Origin of the sequence: Isoptericola sp. NPDC019482 (genome assembly GCF_040632295.1) — a bacterium.
GTDB lineage: Bacteria > Actinomycetota > Actinomycetes > Actinomycetales > Cellulomonadaceae > Isoptericola.
On the sequence record NZ_JBEYBQ010000001.1, the window covers coordinates 278,169 to 293,497 of the forward strand.

At 73.9% G+C, this 15,329-nt stretch carries 17 protein-coding genes; 4 read left to right on the forward strand and 13 right to left on the reverse strand.

The annotated features are described in order from the left end of the window. Positions 1 to 38: 38 nt before the first annotated feature. A complete protein-coding gene (locus tag ABZ493_RS01275) occupies positions 39 to 503 on the forward strand; it encodes a DUF2255 family protein (protein WP_430580359.1) in 465 nt (154 codons plus the stop codon). On the opposite strand, the gene ABZ493_RS01280 is transcribed toward ABZ493_RS01275, so the two are convergent. Both ABZ493_RS01280 and ABZ493_RS01285 read right to left on the reverse strand, forming a co-directional pair. Further along, entirely contained in the window at positions 500 to 1,189 is a 690-nt protein-coding gene (locus ABZ493_RS01280; RefSeq protein ID WP_430580360.1) for an ABC transporter ATP-binding protein, read from the reverse strand. The two genes, ABZ493_RS01275 and ABZ493_RS01280, sit on opposite strands and share 4 nt — an antisense overlap. A 41-nt stretch (positions 1,190 to 1,230) precedes the next feature. After that, positions 1,231 to 2,349 (reverse strand): ABC transporter permease, encoded by a 1,119-nt coding sequence (locus ABZ493_RS01285; RefSeq protein ID WP_430580361.1) that lies wholly within the window; start codon positions 2,347 to 2,349, stop codon positions 1,231 to 1,233. Between the two features lie 150 nt (positions 2,350 to 2,499). On the opposite strand from ABZ493_RS01285, the gene ABZ493_RS01290 reads away from it, so the two are divergent. Continuing rightward, positions 2,500 to 3,702: a sensor histidine kinase gene (locus ABZ493_RS01290; RefSeq protein WP_430580362.1), complete on the forward strand. Its 1,203-nt coding sequence runs from the start codon at positions 2,500 to 2,502 to the stop codon at positions 3,700 to 3,702. Further along, positions 3,699 to 4,334: a response regulator transcription factor gene (locus tag ABZ493_RS01295; RefSeq protein WP_430580363.1), complete on the forward strand. Its 636-nt coding sequence runs from the start codon at positions 3,699 to 3,701 to the stop codon at positions 4,332 to 4,334. Before ABZ493_RS01290 ends, ABZ493_RS01295 begins: the two co-directional genes overlap by 4 nt. 100 nt (positions 4,335 to 4,434) lie before the next feature. Here ABZ493_RS01295 and ABZ493_RS01300 read toward each other — a convergent pair whose 3' ends face one another. The 3 genes from ABZ493_RS01300 to ABZ493_RS01310 all read right to left on the reverse strand — a co-directional run bounded on the left by ABZ493_RS01300 (position 4,435) and on the right by ABZ493_RS01310 (position 5,751). Further along, a complete protein-coding gene (locus tag ABZ493_RS01300) occupies positions 4,435 to 4,614 on the reverse strand; it encodes a hypothetical protein (protein WP_430580364.1) in 180 nt (59 codons plus the stop codon). 68 nt (positions 4,615 to 4,682) lie between these two features. Continuing rightward, the gene (locus ABZ493_RS01305; RefSeq protein WP_430580365.1) at positions 4,683 to 5,348 is read right to left on the reverse strand and encodes a hypothetical protein; all 666 of its coding nucleotides are present in this window, start codon (positions 5,346 to 5,348) and stop codon (positions 4,683 to 4,685) included. Positions 5,349 to 5,442: 94 nt separating this feature from the next. Then, positions 5,443 to 5,751 carry a helix-turn-helix domain-containing protein gene (locus ABZ493_RS01310; RefSeq protein ID WP_430580366.1) on the reverse strand — a complete coding sequence of 103 codons (309 nt, stop codon included), beginning with the start codon at positions 5,749 to 5,751 and terminating at the stop codon, positions 5,443 to 5,445. A gap of 429 nt (positions 5,752 to 6,180) precedes the next feature. Here ABZ493_RS01310 and ABZ493_RS01315 point away from each other — a divergent pair, with 429 nt between their 5' ends. Then, complete coding sequence (locus tag ABZ493_RS01315; RefSeq protein WP_430580367.1) at positions 6,181 to 6,327, forward strand: hypothetical protein; 147 nt, start codon at positions 6,181 to 6,183, stop codon at positions 6,325 to 6,327. A 235-nt stretch (positions 6,328 to 6,562) separates the two neighbouring features. On the opposite strand, the gene ABZ493_RS01320 is transcribed toward ABZ493_RS01315, so the two are convergent. The 8 genes from ABZ493_RS01320 to ABZ493_RS01355 form a co-directional block, all read right to left on the reverse strand. Further along, complete coding sequence (locus ABZ493_RS01320; protein ID WP_430580368.1) at positions 6,563 to 7,558, reverse strand: hypothetical protein; 996 nt, start codon at positions 7,556 to 7,558, stop codon at positions 6,563 to 6,565. After that, positions 7,555 to 7,848 carry a hypothetical protein gene (locus tag ABZ493_RS01325; protein ID WP_430580369.1) on the reverse strand — a complete coding sequence of 98 codons (294 nt, stop codon included), beginning with the start codon at positions 7,846 to 7,848 and terminating at the stop codon, positions 7,555 to 7,557. The genes ABZ493_RS01320 and ABZ493_RS01325 overlap by 4 nt, the downstream gene beginning before the upstream one ends. Continuing rightward, complete coding sequence (locus ABZ493_RS01330) at positions 7,845 to 8,195, reverse strand: hypothetical protein (RefSeq protein ID WP_430580370.1); 351 nt, start codon at positions 8,193 to 8,195, stop codon at positions 7,845 to 7,847. The genes ABZ493_RS01325 and ABZ493_RS01330 overlap by 4 nt, the downstream gene beginning before the upstream one ends. Before the next feature lie 463 nt (positions 8,196 to 8,658). Then, entirely contained in the window at positions 8,659 to 11,523 is a 2,865-nt protein-coding gene (locus ABZ493_RS01335; RefSeq protein ID WP_430580371.1) for a hypothetical protein, read from the reverse strand. A 349-nt stretch (positions 11,524 to 11,872) separates the two neighbouring features. After that, positions 11,873 to 12,064, reverse strand: a complete 192-nt coding sequence (locus ABZ493_RS01340; protein WP_430580372.1) for a hypothetical protein — start codon at positions 12,062 to 12,064, stop codon at positions 11,873 to 11,875. Then, the gene (locus ABZ493_RS01345) at positions 12,064 to 12,288 is read right to left on the reverse strand and encodes a helix-turn-helix domain-containing protein (RefSeq protein ID WP_430580373.1); all 225 of its coding nucleotides are present in this window, start codon (positions 12,286 to 12,288) and stop codon (positions 12,064 to 12,066) included. The genes ABZ493_RS01340 and ABZ493_RS01345 overlap by 1 nt, the downstream gene beginning before the upstream one ends. Before the next feature lie 217 nt (positions 12,289 to 12,505). After that, positions 12,506 to 13,915, reverse strand: a complete 1,410-nt coding sequence (locus ABZ493_RS01350; protein ID WP_430580374.1) for a recombinase family protein — start codon at positions 13,913 to 13,915, stop codon at positions 12,506 to 12,508. Further along, the gene (locus ABZ493_RS01355) at positions 13,801 to 15,174 is read right to left on the reverse strand and encodes a DUF222 domain-containing protein (RefSeq protein ID WP_430580493.1); all 1,374 of its coding nucleotides are present in this window, start codon (positions 15,172 to 15,174) and stop codon (positions 13,801 to 13,803) included. Before ABZ493_RS01355 ends, ABZ493_RS01350 begins: the two co-directional genes overlap by 115 nt. Positions 15,175 to 15,329: the final 155 nt, after the last annotated feature.

The window sequence follows — 15,329 nt, forward strand, 5'->3', positions numbered from 1 at the left end:
CCGGAATACACGTGGCCCAGGTCACTGTTCGACCCGTCGTGAGCCTGCTGACCCGTACCGCCCCAGCCGCGCGCGACCTCGACCTGCTCGGCGACCTCGCCGCCGCCGCAGCCGTGCGGATCGTGCCGGCGGGCGAACCCTCGGCCGCCGCGCGCAGCTGGGTGGTGCGCCTCGGGCGTGACCTGTACGTGCGGTCGGTGCCGGGCGGCACCCGCGTCGTGGGCGGCCGCGCGCACCTGCAGATCGACGGCTCCCGGCGGCCGGTCGTGCTCGCCGAGGTGGCGCCCGAGCTGCACGCTCTGCTCGACGACGCCTACCGGGCGAAGTACGGGCGGTGCGCCCCGGAGAAGGTCGCCGCCGTGACGTCCGACGTCGCGGTCGCGAGCACGTTCCGGGTGCGCCCCCGACGGGCGACCTGGGCCGAGCGCGTCGGCGCCGCGCTCGGCGCCGTCCGCGGCGCCGCGCGGAGGCAGCCCGCCGAACGACCCTGCCCGACCTGCTAGGCGGGCTCGGGGACCCGTTCGAGGCGGGCGTCGAGCATCCGCACCGTGGCGTCCACGCCGGCCAGGGTGGACGAGTCGTGCGACACCAGCAGGGTGGCCGCGCCGGTCTCGCGGGCCAGGCCCGTGATCAGCTCGACCACGCGGGTGCCGCGCTCGTGGTCCAGGGCCGACGTCGGCTCGTCGACCAGCAGCACCTCCGGCCGTCCCACCAGGGCGCGCGCGATCGCGACGCGCTGCCGCTGCCCGCCCGACAGCTGCGCGGGCCGCCTGCCCGCGTGGTCGCCCACGCCGACGGCGTCGAGCAGCTCGAGGGCCCGGTCGCGGACGCTCGACGGGCGGCCGCCTCGCAGGTGGGCGTGCAGCTCCAGCTGCTCCAGCGCCGTGAGCGAGCCCAGCAGCTGGGGTGACTGGAACACCATGCCGATGCGGTCCAGGCGGGTGCGCGTCGCGGCGGAGACCGTCGTCGTGGGCGTGAAGACGACGTCGTCGCCGATGCGGACCGCGCCGCGGGTGGGGTTCGTCAGCCCGGCGGCCACCGCCAGCAGGCTGGACTTGCCCGCCCCGGACGGGCCGAGCAGCGCGGTCGTCGTGCCGGCGGGCACGGTGAGGTCGACGTCGTCCACGGCGGTGAGCGTGCCGTCGCCGTCGGGGTAGACGAGCGTGACGTGGTCGAGGTGCAGGTCCATCGGGGTCCTCCTGTGCGGTCTGTGCTGTCGGTGCGAGCGGGTCAGCGCGCCGCGAGCGCGGCGTGCGGGTCGATGCGGGTGATGCGGGCGATCGAGACGGCGGCGCCGGCCAGCCCGAGCAGCACGAGGGCTGCGGCGGGCACGAGCGTCGTCGCCGTCGTGACGACCACCGGGACGACGCCCGGCAGCAGCGAGGCGCCCGCGACGGTCAGGCCCGTGCCCACCGCCACGCCGCCGACCAGCAGCACCGCGGCCTGCCCGAGCGCGTCGCGCAGCAGGTAGCGGGTCGAGGCCCCGAGCGCCTTGAGCACCGCGACGTCGCCCGCGCGGCCGATCGTCCACACGGTGAAGAACGCGCCCACCACCAGCGCGGAGATGACCAGCAGGAACGCCTGCATCGTCGACAGCGACGTGTTCTCGCCGGCGAACGACGCCACCGCCGAACGGGCGTCCGACGTCGTGACCGTCGTCGTGCCGAGTGCGGCGTCCGCGCCGGCCAGGGCGGTGTCGGCCACTCCGTCGTCCGCCGTGGTGAGCGCGACGACGGTCGCGACGTCGTCGTCGCCGGTCGCGCCGTGCGCACCGCGCGCGCCGACCGCCTGCCAGTCGTCGAGCGTCGTCCACACGACCGGGGTGTGCGAGAACGACTCGTCGGCGTCGACCGTCCCGGCGACCGTGAGCTCCGCGCCGCCGAGCGTGACCGTGTCGCCGGTGCTCGCGCCGAGCGCGTCCGCCGCCCCGGGCGTGAGTACCACCGTGCCGGGGCCGACGTCGCGCCCGCCCGGCACGAGGGCCGAGCCGTCCGCGACGCCGAGCGCCGTGACGGACGCCGTCGTGCTGTCCGACGCGGCGCGCGTCGTCGCGAGGCCCAGCGGCTCGGCCGACTCCACGCCCGGCACGTCGGCCCAGCCCTCCCACTGGTCGGGCGTCACGCGCGACGCCGTGAACTCCGGGGAGTCGCCGGCGGAGGGCATCGAGAACGCGAGGTGGTCGGCGGGCAGGTCCGTGACCGCCGACGTCGACTCCCGGGCCAGGCCCGCCGTCAGGGAGGCGAGGAACGTGACGAGGAAGGTGATCAGCACGATCACCACGGACATGAGCACGAAGCGGCCACGGGCGTGGCGCAGGTCGCGCAGGGCGACGAACACGGGGACCTCCACGGGTCGGTGGTTTCTGGGCTGCTCCCAGCCTCCGCACCGGGAGCGCCGCGATCATCGGGATGCGGACGGATCCTGCGGCGCCGAAGGGTGGCTCGGTCGTTCCACCTTTCGGACGATGCGTCGCCGCCCCCCGCGGCTACCGTGGACGGGGTGATCCACCGCCCCCAGCCGTCGGCGACGCGCGCCCTGATCCTGGGGCTCGACGTCCTGCTCGCGGCGCTCGCCGTGGTCGCCGTCGTGCAGGCCCCGCCGGGGCGGACGTGGGCGGCGACGGTCGTCGCGGCCGTGCTCGTCGGCGTCTACGTCTCCGGGCGCCGGGCCGTCCGGGTGCACGACCGGCCCGTCGACACACCGCGCGGCGCCTGGTGGCCCGACGCCGCGTGGATCGCGGCCCTCGTGCTCCCGTGGGTGGTGCTGCTGTGGATCTCGCCGGCGGCACTGTGGCTCGCGTTCCCCCTGATGCTGCTGGAGATGCACGTGCTCGGGCCGCGCCGCGGCGTCGTCGCGGTGGCCGTGACGACGGCGCTCGCGGTCGCCGAGGGCCTGCTGGTGCAGGCCGACGCCGACGACCCGTGGACCGGCTTCGTGCTCGGCCCCGTGCTCGGCGCGGCCGTGGCCGTGGGCGTCGTGCTGGGGATCGAGGCGTTCGTCCGCGAGTCGCAGACGCGGCAGCGGACCGTGGACGAGCTCACCGCGGTGCGCCAGCACCTCGCGCAGGCCGAGCGGGAGCGGGCCGTCACCGACGAGCGGGCCCGCCTGGCGCGGGACATCCACGACACCCTGGCCCAGTCGCTGTCCGCCATCGAGCTGCTCCTGCGGGCCGCCGACGACGCCGTCGGCACCGACGACGAGAAGGCCCGCGACCTCGTCGGCCAGGCGCGCGGCGCCGCCCGCGACAGCCTCGCCGAGGCGCGTCGCGTCGTGCAGGACCTCACGCCCCCGGACCTCGACCGCACCACCCTCGTCGCGGCGCTGCGCCGTGTGGCCGAACGGCAGCCGCTGGACGTGGCGGTGCACACCGCCGGCGACGTGCGGCCCCTGCCCGTGCCCGTCGAGACCGCGCTGCTGCGCGTCGCGCAGTCGGCGCTCGCCAACGTGGCGGAGCACTCGGGCGCCGACCATGCCCGGCTGACGCTCACCTACGAGCGGGACACCGTCACCCTCGACGTCGTCGACGACGGGCACGGGTTCGACCCCGCGGTCGTCGGGGCCGCCGCGCGGGCGTCCGGGCGCGGCTTCGGGCTGCCGTCCGTCCGGTCGCGCGCGGCCGAGCTGGGTGGCACCGTCGCGCTCGAGACGTCGCCGGGTGCGGGCACCGCGCTGGCGGTGACGCTGCCGGTGGAGGAGCCATGATCGACGTCGTGCTCGCCGACGACCACCCCGTCGTGCGCGCCGGGCTGCGGGCCGTGGTCGACGGGCAGCCGGACATGCGGGTCGTGCACGAGACCGGCACCGCCGAGGACCTGCTCGCCTGGCTCGACGACGGCGGCCGCGCCGACGTCGTGCTGCTCGACCTGCGGTTCGGCGGCGCCGGCCGGGGACGACCCCGGCTCGGGGGCGCCGAGGCGACCGGCACCGTGGTGCACCGGCACGCGACGCCGGTGCTCGTCGTCACCACCTACGGCACGGACGCCGACATCCTCGCCGCCGTGGAGGCGGGGGCCACCGGCTACCTGCTCAAGGACGCGCCCACGGAGGAGCTGGCCCGCGCCATCCGCTCCGCCGCCGCTGGCGAGGTCACCCTCGGGGCCGACGTGCAGCGTCGGCTCCTCGGCCGCATGCGGTCGCCGGGGGAGACGCTCAGCGCCCGCGAGCTCGAGGTGCTGCGCCTCGTCACGGCCGGTCGGTCCAACGATGCCATCGCGCGCGAGCTCTTCGTCTCCGTCGCCACCGTGAAGTCCCACCTGGCGCACATCAACACCAAGCTGGGCACCCAGTCGCGCACCGAGGCCGCCGCCGTCGCCCGCGAGCGCGGGATGCTCTAGCGGGCACCCGAGCATGCGGCGAGAGGTCTCGACGCGTCCCGGGGCTCGGCATCCAGGGGCTCAGCATCCAGGGGCTGGGCCGGGCACTGCGGGATGCGGCTCAGAAGGGTGGATCGCCGGGGTCGGGCACCGGATCCGGCGGATCCGGTGGGACGAGGTCGCGACCGGTGAGGTCGACGGCGTCGGCGACGGGGTCGCGGGACACCCGGCCGGTGGGTGACGTCCACACGAGGGTGCCGTCAGCCTCCTGCGCTGCCGACCACCCCGTCTCGTGCTTCATCACGTGATGCGGCGTGCGCGTCTTATAGCACTAGTGCGCGTGGGGTCCGTCACGGTGTCCGCGTGGGCTCAGGACTGTGAGGCTGCCGGTTCGTCCTTCTCGGCTGTGTCGTCTGTGGTGTAGCCCGGCCAGTCGTCCGGGTCGCCGTTGTCGAACGTGTCGTTCAGACGCTCTGTCTCGGTCGGGTAGCCCTGCTCATCGAGCACCCACAACACCCCATCAGCGTCGCGCACTGAGAGCCGGAAGTTCCGCAGCGGGTACACGTCTACGGGGTTGGACAAGAACACTCGTTCCTGTCCCTTGCCCAGCGCCCCAGACCCCTGTGAGGGCACTTGAAGCCAGGTCTTCGGAAACGGGTGGTGCGCGTACGCCCGGCCATGCAGGTAGACGTTGCGTAGCGGTGCGTCGGAATCGTTGCGGGCGACCCACGTCCGCGTGTTGTCCAGCCGGTCGGGGGTGTCCCAGGTGGTTTCGCGCCAACTGATGCCCCTGATCTGGGAGCGGCGTCGTTCGGCCTTCAGTTCGGCCTCGGCCCTCAGTCGGGCGCGACGGTCAACGGCCCAGAACGCCAGCGGGACGAGGGCGCCGAGCCCAGCGACCCACTCGCCCACCGTCCCCCAGCGCACGGCATCCCAGGGCACGACGAGGAACAAGATCGCGGCCACGGTGACGGCGGCGGCGTCCACGATGGCCCCGACGATCAACCACGTTCGCCGGGGCTTGGCGAGCCTCATACGGACAGACCGTAGACGCCACACCACCCGCTTGGTTGCCCGGGAGTCGGAGTTCACCCCACCCCGGCCCTGATCCGTGGCCATCGGCCTGGGCTCAGGCGGGCGCGCTACAGACTCGGTGGACCGTGCCAACCGAGCACCCCACCTCGGTGGCAATGGCGCGCATCGATAGCCCCTCGTCTCGGAGTTCTCGGATGCGCTGGTCACGCGCCGTCGTGTCGAATCTCCGCGATGGCCGCACCTTGCCGTCCAGCCCCATGACGCGCCCGACGGCAATGCGCCCTTCGGCATCAGGCTGGTAGCCGGGCAGGCTGGCCAGGTCTCGGTGCGCGGTGCTGGGGCTGACCCCCGTGACCGCCGCAATCGCTCGGACACTCATTGCCGTTCCCTCGTCGCGCCCCATGCGTTCAACTGTACGAATCTGGACAGTTGAACGCTCGGAGGTCGCCCTGGCGCGCCGCGCTGTTCAACTGCACCAACCCAGACAGTTGCAGCGCTCTGGCCCGGCTCCGATCCTTGGCCATCGGCCTGCCCCTGGGCGCCCCGGCCGGGCTCGGCCCGAACGCTTGACTCTTCAACCTTTGCACACAGAAGTTTCGTGGCACGGGGCTGCCCGACCGGCCGCGCTCAAAAAATGTGGGGGGCTGACCTGCGGAAACGTTCGGCTCGGCGCGTCGGCGCGGTTCACGAACGCTGACGATTGCGACGACGACGCTTCACGGCCGCTGCATCGGCTTCACGATGGTTCAGCGCGTCCACGCTTGTGGTCGTGACCACCTCATGGTCGTGACCACCTCGTGCTCGGCCTCGTGCTCGGCGCTGCGGCTGAGCCATGAGCCTCGGTCTCGCTGGGCCTGGTGGCTCGGCCCTCGTGGTGCGGCTGGTCGTGCTGCTGCTCATCCCCGACCACGACGTGCACGCGCGCGTCTGTGCGGGCCTGGAGGTCTGGCCCCGCTACCCCTGGGCCTGGAGGGGCTGAGGGGGCGCCACAGGGGCCGGGGCGTACCGCAGGCGGGGGCCTGTGGGCCAGGGGGTCCCTTGCTCAGGGGTGGGGGGTGTCTGCTGCCAGGCAGGGGGGTGCCCTCGTGGCCGAGGTGGGGGTGGTGCTCATGACGAGGGGTGGGGCACGGCGTCCCCGCCAAGCCCACCACCTGGCCCGAGCGCTGGGATGGGTGCGGTGTGCAGGCGGGGACGCCGTGGTCTGTGGGGCGGGGCTACTCCAGCCCGCGCCGGGACGCCTCGGCCATGGCCTCGGTGTAGCGGCACCAGGCGGACAGGTCCCGCCCGGCCGTCATCTGGTAGACCTCCAGCGCCTGGCGCTGGCGGGCCAGCACCTCGTGGTCGGTCACCCCGTCCCAGGGGCCGACGACGACGGGCGACGAGGGTGGGGGCGGCGGGCTGAGCCTGGCGGCCATGCGGTCGGTGGGCTCGAACGCGGCGGCCTCGGCAAGCACCTGGCGGCGGCGCTCGGCGGCGCGGTCGGCCAGGGCTTGCTGGTGCTCGGCGTGGGCGTCGTGGGCGAACCGCTGACGGCTGCCCACGGGGCCTCGGATGGCTTCCTCGGCCTCGGCCAGCACCTGGGCGCGCCTGGCCCTCAGGGCGGCCTGGGCGGGGTCCTCATCGCTCAGCCGCAGCACGCGCGCCCCGTCCAGCGCGGCGCGGTTGACCAGGCTCACCTCCCGCAGCGGGACGCCCACGCGCCGCACCGAGGCCAGGGTGTTGCGCGTCCCGGTCGGGGGCGGGCTCCACTCGTCGTCCTCGGAGCCGATGAAGCCCACCGACACCTCTTGAGTGAGCCCGTCAGCCACGTAGGCGCGCACCCGTTCCTTGTCCTGCCTGGAGCCGGACAACTTGCCGTAGGCGTACAGGCCATCGGGCCGGGACTCCCAGCGGGTCAGCACCCCTGCCAGGTGGGTGACGTCGTGGTGCAGCGCCAGCCGTAGCGGCCTCGTGGGCACGCGCACGCTGCGGTCGTCCCAGACCTCCCGGAAGACCGTGACGGCCCCGTCCGGCCCCCGGTCCGCCACGGTGAACGTGCCCCAGGGCACGGCCAGCAGTTCCACGTAGTCGCCGGACGTCTCGACGCGCCGGGCCGAGGCGTCCGTGGTGACCGTGGTGGGGCGGGGGGTGGCCTTGGCCGTCGTCGCGGGCGCGGCGGCCAGCACGGTGCGCCGCTGCGGGGGCTGGCCAGCGTCAGGTGCGCCGCTCATCGGTCGATCTTCCGCACGTCCACCTGGCCGCGCACCGTGCCCGGCATCAGGCGCCCTACGACCTCGGTGCGCACCAGCCCGGCGGCGGTGCGCTCGCGCACGGCTGGAAACGGCTCATCGGTGCGGCTGGACCGGATGGCTTCCCCATGGGCGGCGCGGCGGGCTCGGGCGCGCACCTTGTGGTCGGGCTCGTCGGCCCGCAGTCGATAGGCGGCCTCGGCCTCGGTGAGCGGGCCGTCGTCGGGCTCAGGGGTCGTTGCCCTCGTGCGGGGCTTCCTCGTGGTGGTCACGGTGTCACCTCCAGTTCGGGGTGCTCGGCTGCGAGCACCACGGGACAGGTGGGGTCGGTGTGGTGGTGCTCCAGGGCCTCCACGCGCCCGGACGGGCGCCGCAGCACCAACAGGGCCGACTCAGGGCAGGTGCAGATGCTGAGCACGGCACCGAACGCTCGGTGTGCGGCACGCTCGGCGCCGTCGTCGTCCGGCAGGGGCGCATGAGCAACGTGGACCGTCACGGCCCGCACGGCCAGCGCCTCGGCTTCCTCGGGACTGAGGCCGAACGCCTCGCCAGGATGGCCTGGGTGATGGCCTGGCCGCTCGTGGTGCTCGTCGTGGTGGTGCTTGTCGGCGGTGCTCACGGTGCGGCCTCCCTGGCGGTGACCCGGCCCCCGTCGTCGGGGCGGGCGGTGTCCTGGTGTTCTCCCCATTCTCGCGTTACCCGAGCGGAATTGGAAGGAATCCGGGCGGCCTTGTCGGCGCGGGTAATTCGACCCCCCGAGGGGACTAATTGCTCAGCCGTCGGCCGTCCTCTCGGCCGAGGCCGACGTGGCCGACGACGGCGACGGCGACGAGGCCTGTGCCGACGTGCTCGGGGTGTGCGGAGAGAATCCGGGCGGGGTCGGCCGTCGGTGCGCTGTAGGGGTGGACAGGGGTGGACGTGTCCACCCCTAGGGTGTCTCGCACGCGCTCAGAGGGGGGCAAGAACCATTGAAATATCAATAAAAAATCACTCGCAGGTGCGGCCACAGGTACACCTAGGGGTGGACGCCCACCCGTCGGCGTCCACCCCTGTCCACCCCTAGACCGTTTCGGGGCCGAGCGTCAGGTGGCGGTCAGCCACTCGGTGGAGCGGCCCTGTCCCTCGCGTTCCTCGGAGCGCACCAGCCCGGCGTGGATCAGCCTCGGCAACACGACGTCGAACACCTCGCGGTCGCTGCTGCGGAACCGCTTGCGCAGGGCGCCCCTGGCCATGCCCTGGGCGCCTGCCGCGCGCAGCAACTCCAACGCCTTGCCCGACACGCGGGCCTCGTCCACGTTGGCGGCGGCCTCAGCGGCGACGGCCAGGCGCTCGCCCTCGGCCTCGCCGCGCGCCACGTTGGCCGCGCGGGCGTTGGTCGCCAGCACGCCCAGCAGCCACCCGCGCGTGGCATCCGAGACGGCCATGACGTGGCCCGCCAGGTCCCACGCCTCCAGCGTGACCGCCTCGGCCTCGGGGTCCTCCAGCAGCGTCAGCACGGCGGCGACCTTCTCCCGCAGGAACACCCGGTGCCCGTCAATCTCCGCGACGGCCCCGGCCGCCTTGGCTTCCTCGTGGGCATCGACCGCCTCCACCACCTCGGGCGGCACCGCCAGCACCCGCCGCCGAGCCTCGGGCACGATCCAACTGATCGGGGGTGGCAGGTCCGGCCGGTCAGCCGGTGCGGGGCGCTGGGCGTCCGTCGTGGGGACCCACAGGAACCGCCCCGGTAGCCCGCCCGCCGTGAGCGCGGTCAACCACCCGGCGAGGGACGGTTGCACGCCCATGAGGAACGCCAGCCGGTAGGCGTGGCCCTCCACGGGCACGAACCGCGAGGGGTCCACGGTTGCGTGCCCCAGATGCTCGCCCATGAACGCCTTGCACAGTTCGGCGGCCAGGGTCCCCCCGCCCGTGCGCGAGAGGATCGCCGCCATGCTCTCCGACTCGCGCGCGTCCAACAGCACCGAGTCGGCACGCCGCACGACGCGCGACGGATCGCCCTTCTTGGGCTTGTCCCGGTAGGCGAACAGGTGCGCGATGCCCTCGCCGCTGCCCGGCTGCACGGTGGCGAACGTGTCGCTCGTGCCGGTGCTGGTGCAGATGCGCAGCACGTCCCGCCCGGCGTTGCCCGCCGCACCCTTGCCACCCGAGGTCTGGCCGACCAGGGCCACGAACAAGTTGAGCGAGCCCTCCCCGCCGACGAGGGGCGGCAGCACGGTGCCGTAGTCGGTGCCCGCCGCCACCCGTGCGAGCACGACGCCTAGCGTTGCCCACGGCGAGGCCCGGCGCGCCTGGGCGAACTGCCGCACGCGGGCGAGGCTGCCATGGCTCCAGAACCACGCTTCCCGCTCGGCGTCCACCAGCACACCCGGCGCCACGGTTACCAGTGCCCCGTCACCCCCGCCCGTGGGAGCGTTGTCGGCCATCAGCTTGGCCATCAACGCCTCGTCCTCCGGGTCAGGGGCGTGGGGCAGGTGCTTGCCCAGTTCCCCGGCCGCCTCGTCCTCGGTCTTCTCCGAGGCTTTGCGCACGGCGTAGTCGGCCGCCCCGGCCACCTCCCCGAGCGCCGGGGCGCGCCGGGGCTCGGTGTTCGCCAGCAGCCACTCGAACCGGGCGACCAGGGCGCGCTGGGCCTCGGCCCAGGTGTCGTCGTTCAGGCACCCTTGGCGCCGGGCACAGGCCAGCCGGACCATCTGCGACACCAGCCACGGGTGCCGTCCGTCTGGGGTGTCGGTCTGCCAGCCGTCGACCATGCGGGCGACATAGCGGCACGGCTCGGCCAGCCCCTCAGGCCACTTGTCCGGCGCGGCGACCACCTCGCGCTCGGCCTCGTAGTCCTCGGCCACGACGCGCACCCCGGCGTCGTTCAGGTAGCCCTCCAGGTCGTCCAGGCTCAGGACGTCCAACTCGTCGGGCTCAGCGGCGTCCAGCAGCATGACGGCCATCGGCTCGCCCTTGCCGACGTTCCACGTCCCAGGGACGCGCATGACGCGCGCGGCGTCCGAGACGGTATCGACCGTGCCGCCGTGCCGCTCGGCCACCCCGGCCACGAGACGGGCGAACGCGCTGCCCAGGGCTCGGGCTCGCGCGACGTCGCCCCCGTCGTCCACGCGCCAGCGGGGCTGGAGCCCGTGTCCGCTAAACACCAAGGCGGCGGGCTGAGCGCCGCCGAGGCGCCCGGACACCTCATCGATGACGGCACGGGCCGCGTTCCAGGTCGGCAGGTGCTTGCCCGTCCCGCCCACGTCCAGGTCGGCCGGGAGCGCGATCATGCGCGCCACGTCGGCCGACGTGCCCCGCCCCGAGGTCACGCCCTCGCGGACGGGGTTGATGCTCAGCCAGACGTTCTCGCCGCTGGGCAGGTCCCGAGCCAGCAGTTCGGCGGGCGTCACCCAGGTGGGGACGAACTTCCCGCCGGGGGGCTGAGTGCACAGGGCCAGCCGGTCGCCGTCCCGGTAGCCACAGGCCCGGAGGAAGCGGGCCAGGTCGCTCGGCTGGGCGTCGGGCTCGGGGTCGGGCTCCACCTCGGGGTCGGGCTCCACCTCGGGGTGGGGCTGGTGGTGGGGATCGGGGACCACGGCCAGCACGGCCGCGCGCCACTGCTCGAACCGCTCGGCATGGTCGTCGGTCAGGTTGTGGACGAACGCCCCGCGCGGACCGTCCTCGCGGTGCACGACGAGAGCGGCGATGAGTTCCCCCAGGACGCCCAGCAGCCAGGCACGCTTGCCCTGCACGTTGTCCGTGATGCCCTTGCCACTCGTCGCCGGGCTGGTCCTCAGGAACTCCACCAGGCGCTGGCCCGCCTCGCCCTTGCGCATGGCCAGGGCGGCCGACTCGCACCGCCCGTGGTAGGCCTTGCCGAACTTCACCACGAGGGGGTCCAGCACCTCGCCGCAGACGACGCACAGCGGCGCCGTCGCAGTCGTCGCCGCTGTCTCGGTCGTGGTCATCACCGACCACCCCCGACCCGGCGCGGGTCGCGCCGCCCGTAGGTGTCCCCACGCGGCGGCGCGAGGGGGCACGTCCTCTCGTGGCTGTAGTAGCCCGTCGGGTCTGCGATGCCCTGGCGGACGGCCAGACGGCGCGCGGCACGGTTCGGAATCTGCTCGGGCGCACCACAGTCGGGGCACCGCCCCCCAGCGCCTGGGCGCCCCACGATGGCCGCCTCTAGGGCCGACCTGGGGGCTGTGCGGGGCGCGTCCGCCTGGTTAGCCTGGACACGGACAAGCCCGGTGCCCTGGCGGTCGCTGCTCTCGTCCTTGGCCCCCGGGATTCGCCCCCCGGGGGCCGCTTCACGCCTCACGAGACGTCGCCGTTCGTGGGGGCCGACGTCGTGGCGGGGCGCGTCGTGGCGGGGCGGGCAGCCACGACGGACTGGCCGCTGAACATCGCCTTGATGACGGCCTGCTGGTGCGGCGTCAGGGGTGGGGCTTCGTCGGCCTTGCGCACGGCGGCCTCGTGGATGCGGGCCAGGGTCTGGGCGTCCAGCATCAGGCCGCACCCCCGTTGGTGCGGGCGCCGATGCTCACGGCGCGGTCCAGGTCGGCCACGTCGATACGGACCAGGGGACCGACGCGCCGGACGGCCAGGCGGCCGTCCTCGATCATGCGTTCCACGGTCCGCTCGTTGACGCTGAGCAGAGCGGCGGCCTTGGCCTTGGTGATGAGCGAGGGGCCGTCAGGGTCCAGCGGGCGGCTGGGGGTCAGGACAGGCATGGGAGTGCTCCAGGTGTGGAGTGCTTCCCCGCCGCCTACGCCTCGCCGGTCCGTCTCACGGCTTCGTAGTGCTGGGGTCTGGGGCTCAGGTTCCCGTGCTTCCTTGGTGCCAGTCCTGACGAGGGCGCGGACCCATCCCTCTTGCGTCGGTAGGCGTCTGGGTCCGACCGTGCCCGTTGGCGGCGGCGCGTGTCAAGAATCTGACGCTCGGAGTGCGTTATGCGTCCTCGCCGTCGCGCCAGACCAGCGTGATGGTCTCGGGCTGGAACGTGCGGCGGTTGCCCGGCCCGGTGGGGTTGATCGTGACGTGCAGCAGCCGCGCGACGATGGCCCGCTGGCGGTCGACGTCCAGCGCGTCCCAGGCTGCGCGCACGTCGGGGGCGCCGACCAGGCCCGCCAGCACGTTGCCGCCCGTCAGGGTCACCTGCTGGGCCTCCAGGGCGGTCAACTTCTCGCGCGCGGTGTTGCTGGCCGCCTTGAACTGGGCCGGGGTCATGTCCCCGTCACCGAACAGGACGGCGATTTCGTCCAGCCGGGCGCGCACCACGGCGGCCTGGCCGCGCACCTCGCGCAGCCGCTCCACCCGCTCGGTGTCCTCCACGAGGGCCACGGCGTCGGGGCGGCTCAGGCGCTCCACGATGGTCTCCACCACGAGGGCGTCGATGGGGGCGCGGCCCCGTGCCAGGTGGGGATGGGTGGGGCACCGATAGGTGGGTGTGTTGCGGTTGTTGCGGCCCGCCACCACGGTCACGTCCTCGCCTACGGCCTCGCACCGCCCGCAGCGGGCTAGCCCGGTCAGCAGCGACGCCACGGTCTTGCCGGTGCGCGGGCCGGTGCGGCGCTTGTCCGTGACCGCCATGAACGCCCGCCACTCGTCCTCGGTGAAGATCGCTTCCCAGTCGCCCTTGACCCCGGTCAACTGGCGCCGGTAGGTGCCCATGCCCGCGTACACCGGATTGCTCAGCACCTGGCGCACGCGCTGGGCGTTCCACTGTCCGCCGCGTTCCGTGCGCGCCCCGATCCGGGTCCACTCGCGGGCCACGCCGGACTGGGAGCCGCCGTTCATGATGGCGTCGTAGGCCTCGCGGATCAGGCGGGCCTCGGTCTCGTCCAACTTCTTGTTGCCGTGCTGGTAGCCGAACCGGCGGCCCCGGTAGATGGGCTGCCCGCGCTCGGCCATCTGCTCGTTGGCGCGGCGCTGGCGCTCGCCCTTGCGGCGCACCTCGAATCGGGCGATGCCCGCCAGCATCGTGGCGCGGAACTCGCCGTCGGCCGTGCTCAGGTCAATCTCCCCGTCCACCGTGACCGCCATCAGCCCGGCGTCGATCAGGGTGTTCAGGTCGCGGGTGGACCGCAGCAGCCGGTCCAGGTCCACGGCCACCACGAGGTCTACGCGCCCCGCCTCGGCGTCGGCCAGCATGGCCGCCCAGCGGGTGCCCTTCCCGCGCGGCTTGGACGCGCTGGTGTCGTCGTCCACGTAGGTGTCCACAAGGGTCCACCCGCGCGCTTCGATCAGCGCCGTGCAGCGCCGCACCTGACGGTCGATGCCGTCCGCGTTGTCCTTGCTCTGCCGCCCGTAGACCGCCGCCCGGCGGGGCTGCTGCGACCCCGAATCCATGTATGCCATAAGACAACTTTACGGTGGCGGCGGCACACGTGGGCCAGGTTGTCCGCGGTCGTCCGTCCGCCGTCGGCCCACGCGACGGTGTGGTCGAGGTCGCAGCGTGGTGCCGGGCGGGTGCAGCCGGGGAAACGGCAGGTGCTGTCACGCGCCTCGAGGTACGTGCGCAGCGCTGCCGGGACGGCGTACGTGCCGGGGTCGGCGGACAGCAGCTCGCCCGACACCGGGTCGACCAGCAGGCGACGCAGCGACGGCGCCCGGGCGGTGAGGAGTGTCGCGACGTCGGGGTCGATCGCGCCGTGGCCCGTCAGCTCGGCGGGGTCGTCCGAGCGGCCGAGCAGTGTCATGACGGGCACGGTGATCTGGACGCGAGGGACGATCCTGCGGGCATGGTCGGCGAGGTTCGGCACGTGGCCGTCCGCCGGTTCTGTCGTCGTGACCGGGTCGAGGTCGCTCGTGGGCTCGGCGCCGGACAGCAGGAGGGCGGTGTACGCGTCGGCGCGGAGCTGGGACAGCGTGCGTGGATCTCCGGCGTCGCGGGCGGTGCGGGCGGCGGTGGTCAGCCGGTCGTGGGCCGCGTGGGCGGTCGTGGCGGGCAGGTAGGCGCTGAGCCAGGCCATGCCGTCGGAGGCGGGGTCGACGAACACGCCGCGCTTCGCCGCCGCCCTCGCGTGCCGCAGCGTGAAGGGTTCGGGGTGGGCGCGGTCGCGGGCGCGGCGCAGGAACGACCGGAACTGGGCCGGTGTCGTCGTCGCGGCCCGGGGGAGCGCCTCGGCCTGGACGGCGGCCTGGGCCTGGGCGTCGGGGAGGTCGGCGAGCGTGTCGGCCATCGCCGTGGCGTGGCGGGCTCCGATGCGGCCGTGGCAGAGCTCGGCGAGCGTGGCGGAGCCTGCCGAGGTCAGGGTTCGCGCGGTCTCGAGGAGGTGGTCGGCCTGCCGTTCGGAGACGCGCAGCGTGGTCGCGACGTCTGCGACGAACGCGCGCCGGGCCAGCTCGTGCTGCCGGGAGGTACCGGCGTTTAGCACGCGCAGCTGCTCGCCCGCCAGCAGGTCGGGCTCGCACCGGACCACCGCGCGGCGCGCCCGCTCGACGGCCAGGAGCTTCTCGCCCTCCAGCGCGTTGATCCGTGACTGGAGCCGCTCCACGTCGTCGAGCGCGGCCGAGACGTCGTGCACCGTCGTGGGGCCGGCCGGTGAGAGCACGTCGTCCCACGGCGTGGTGACGACCGGTAGGTCGTCGATCGCGACGTCCAGCTCCGCGGCCATCGTCGTCACCTCCTCACCGTCGAGCGAGAGCCTGTGCTCGAGCCGTTGCTCGAACACGTGTTCGACCCTAGCGGAGCGGCGTGGCCCCACACCAGGGCCGAGGTGCGCCTGTGGAAAACCGGCAGGCCACCGGAAACGCGTTGCCGGCGGCCTCG

Coding starts and splice junctions, on each gene's coding strand:
- ABZ493_RS01280 (WP_430580360.1), bottom strand. CDS start 1,189: ATGGACCTGCACCTCGACCACGTCACGCTCGTCTACCCCGACGGCGAC.
- ABZ493_RS01295 (WP_430580363.1), top strand. CDS start 3,699: ATGATCGACGTCGTGCTCGCCGACGACCACCCCGTCGTGCGCGCCGGG.
- ABZ493_RS01300 (WP_430580364.1), bottom strand. CDS start 4,614: ATGAAGCACGAGACGGGGTGGTCGGCAGCGCAGGAGGCTGACGGCACC.
- ABZ493_RS01305 (WP_430580365.1), bottom strand. CDS start 5,348: ATGAGGCTCGCCAAGCCCCGGCGAACGTGGTTGATCGTCGGGGCCATC.
- ABZ493_RS01310 (WP_430580366.1), bottom strand. CDS start 5,751: ATGGGGCGCGACGAGGGAACGGCAATGAGTGTCCGAGCGATTGCGGCG.
- ABZ493_RS01315 (WP_430580367.1), top strand. CDS start 6,181: ATGAGCCTCGGTCTCGCTGGGCCTGGTGGCTCGGCCCTCGTGGTGCGG.
- ABZ493_RS01320 (WP_430580368.1), bottom strand. CDS start 7,558: ATGAGCGGCGCACCTGACGCTGGCCAGCCCCCGCAGCGGCGCACCGTG.
- ABZ493_RS01335 (WP_430580371.1), bottom strand. CDS start 11,523: ATGACCACGACCGAGACAGCGGCGACGACTGCGACGGCGCCGCTGTGC.
- ABZ493_RS01340 (WP_430580372.1), bottom strand. CDS start 12,064: ATGCTGGACGCCCAGACCCTGGCCCGCATCCACGAGGCCGCCGTGCGC.
- ABZ493_RS01345 (WP_430580373.1), bottom strand. CDS start 12,288: ATGCCTGTCCTGACCCCCAGCCGCCCGCTGGACCCTGACGGCCCCTCG.
- ABZ493_RS01350 (WP_430580374.1), bottom strand. CDS start 13,915: ATGGCATACATGGATTCGGGGTCGCAGCAGCCCCGCCGGGCGGCGGTC.
- ABZ493_RS01355 (WP_430580493.1), bottom strand. CDS start 15,174: ATGGCCGCGGAGCTGGACGTCGCGATCGACGACCTACCGGTCGTCACC.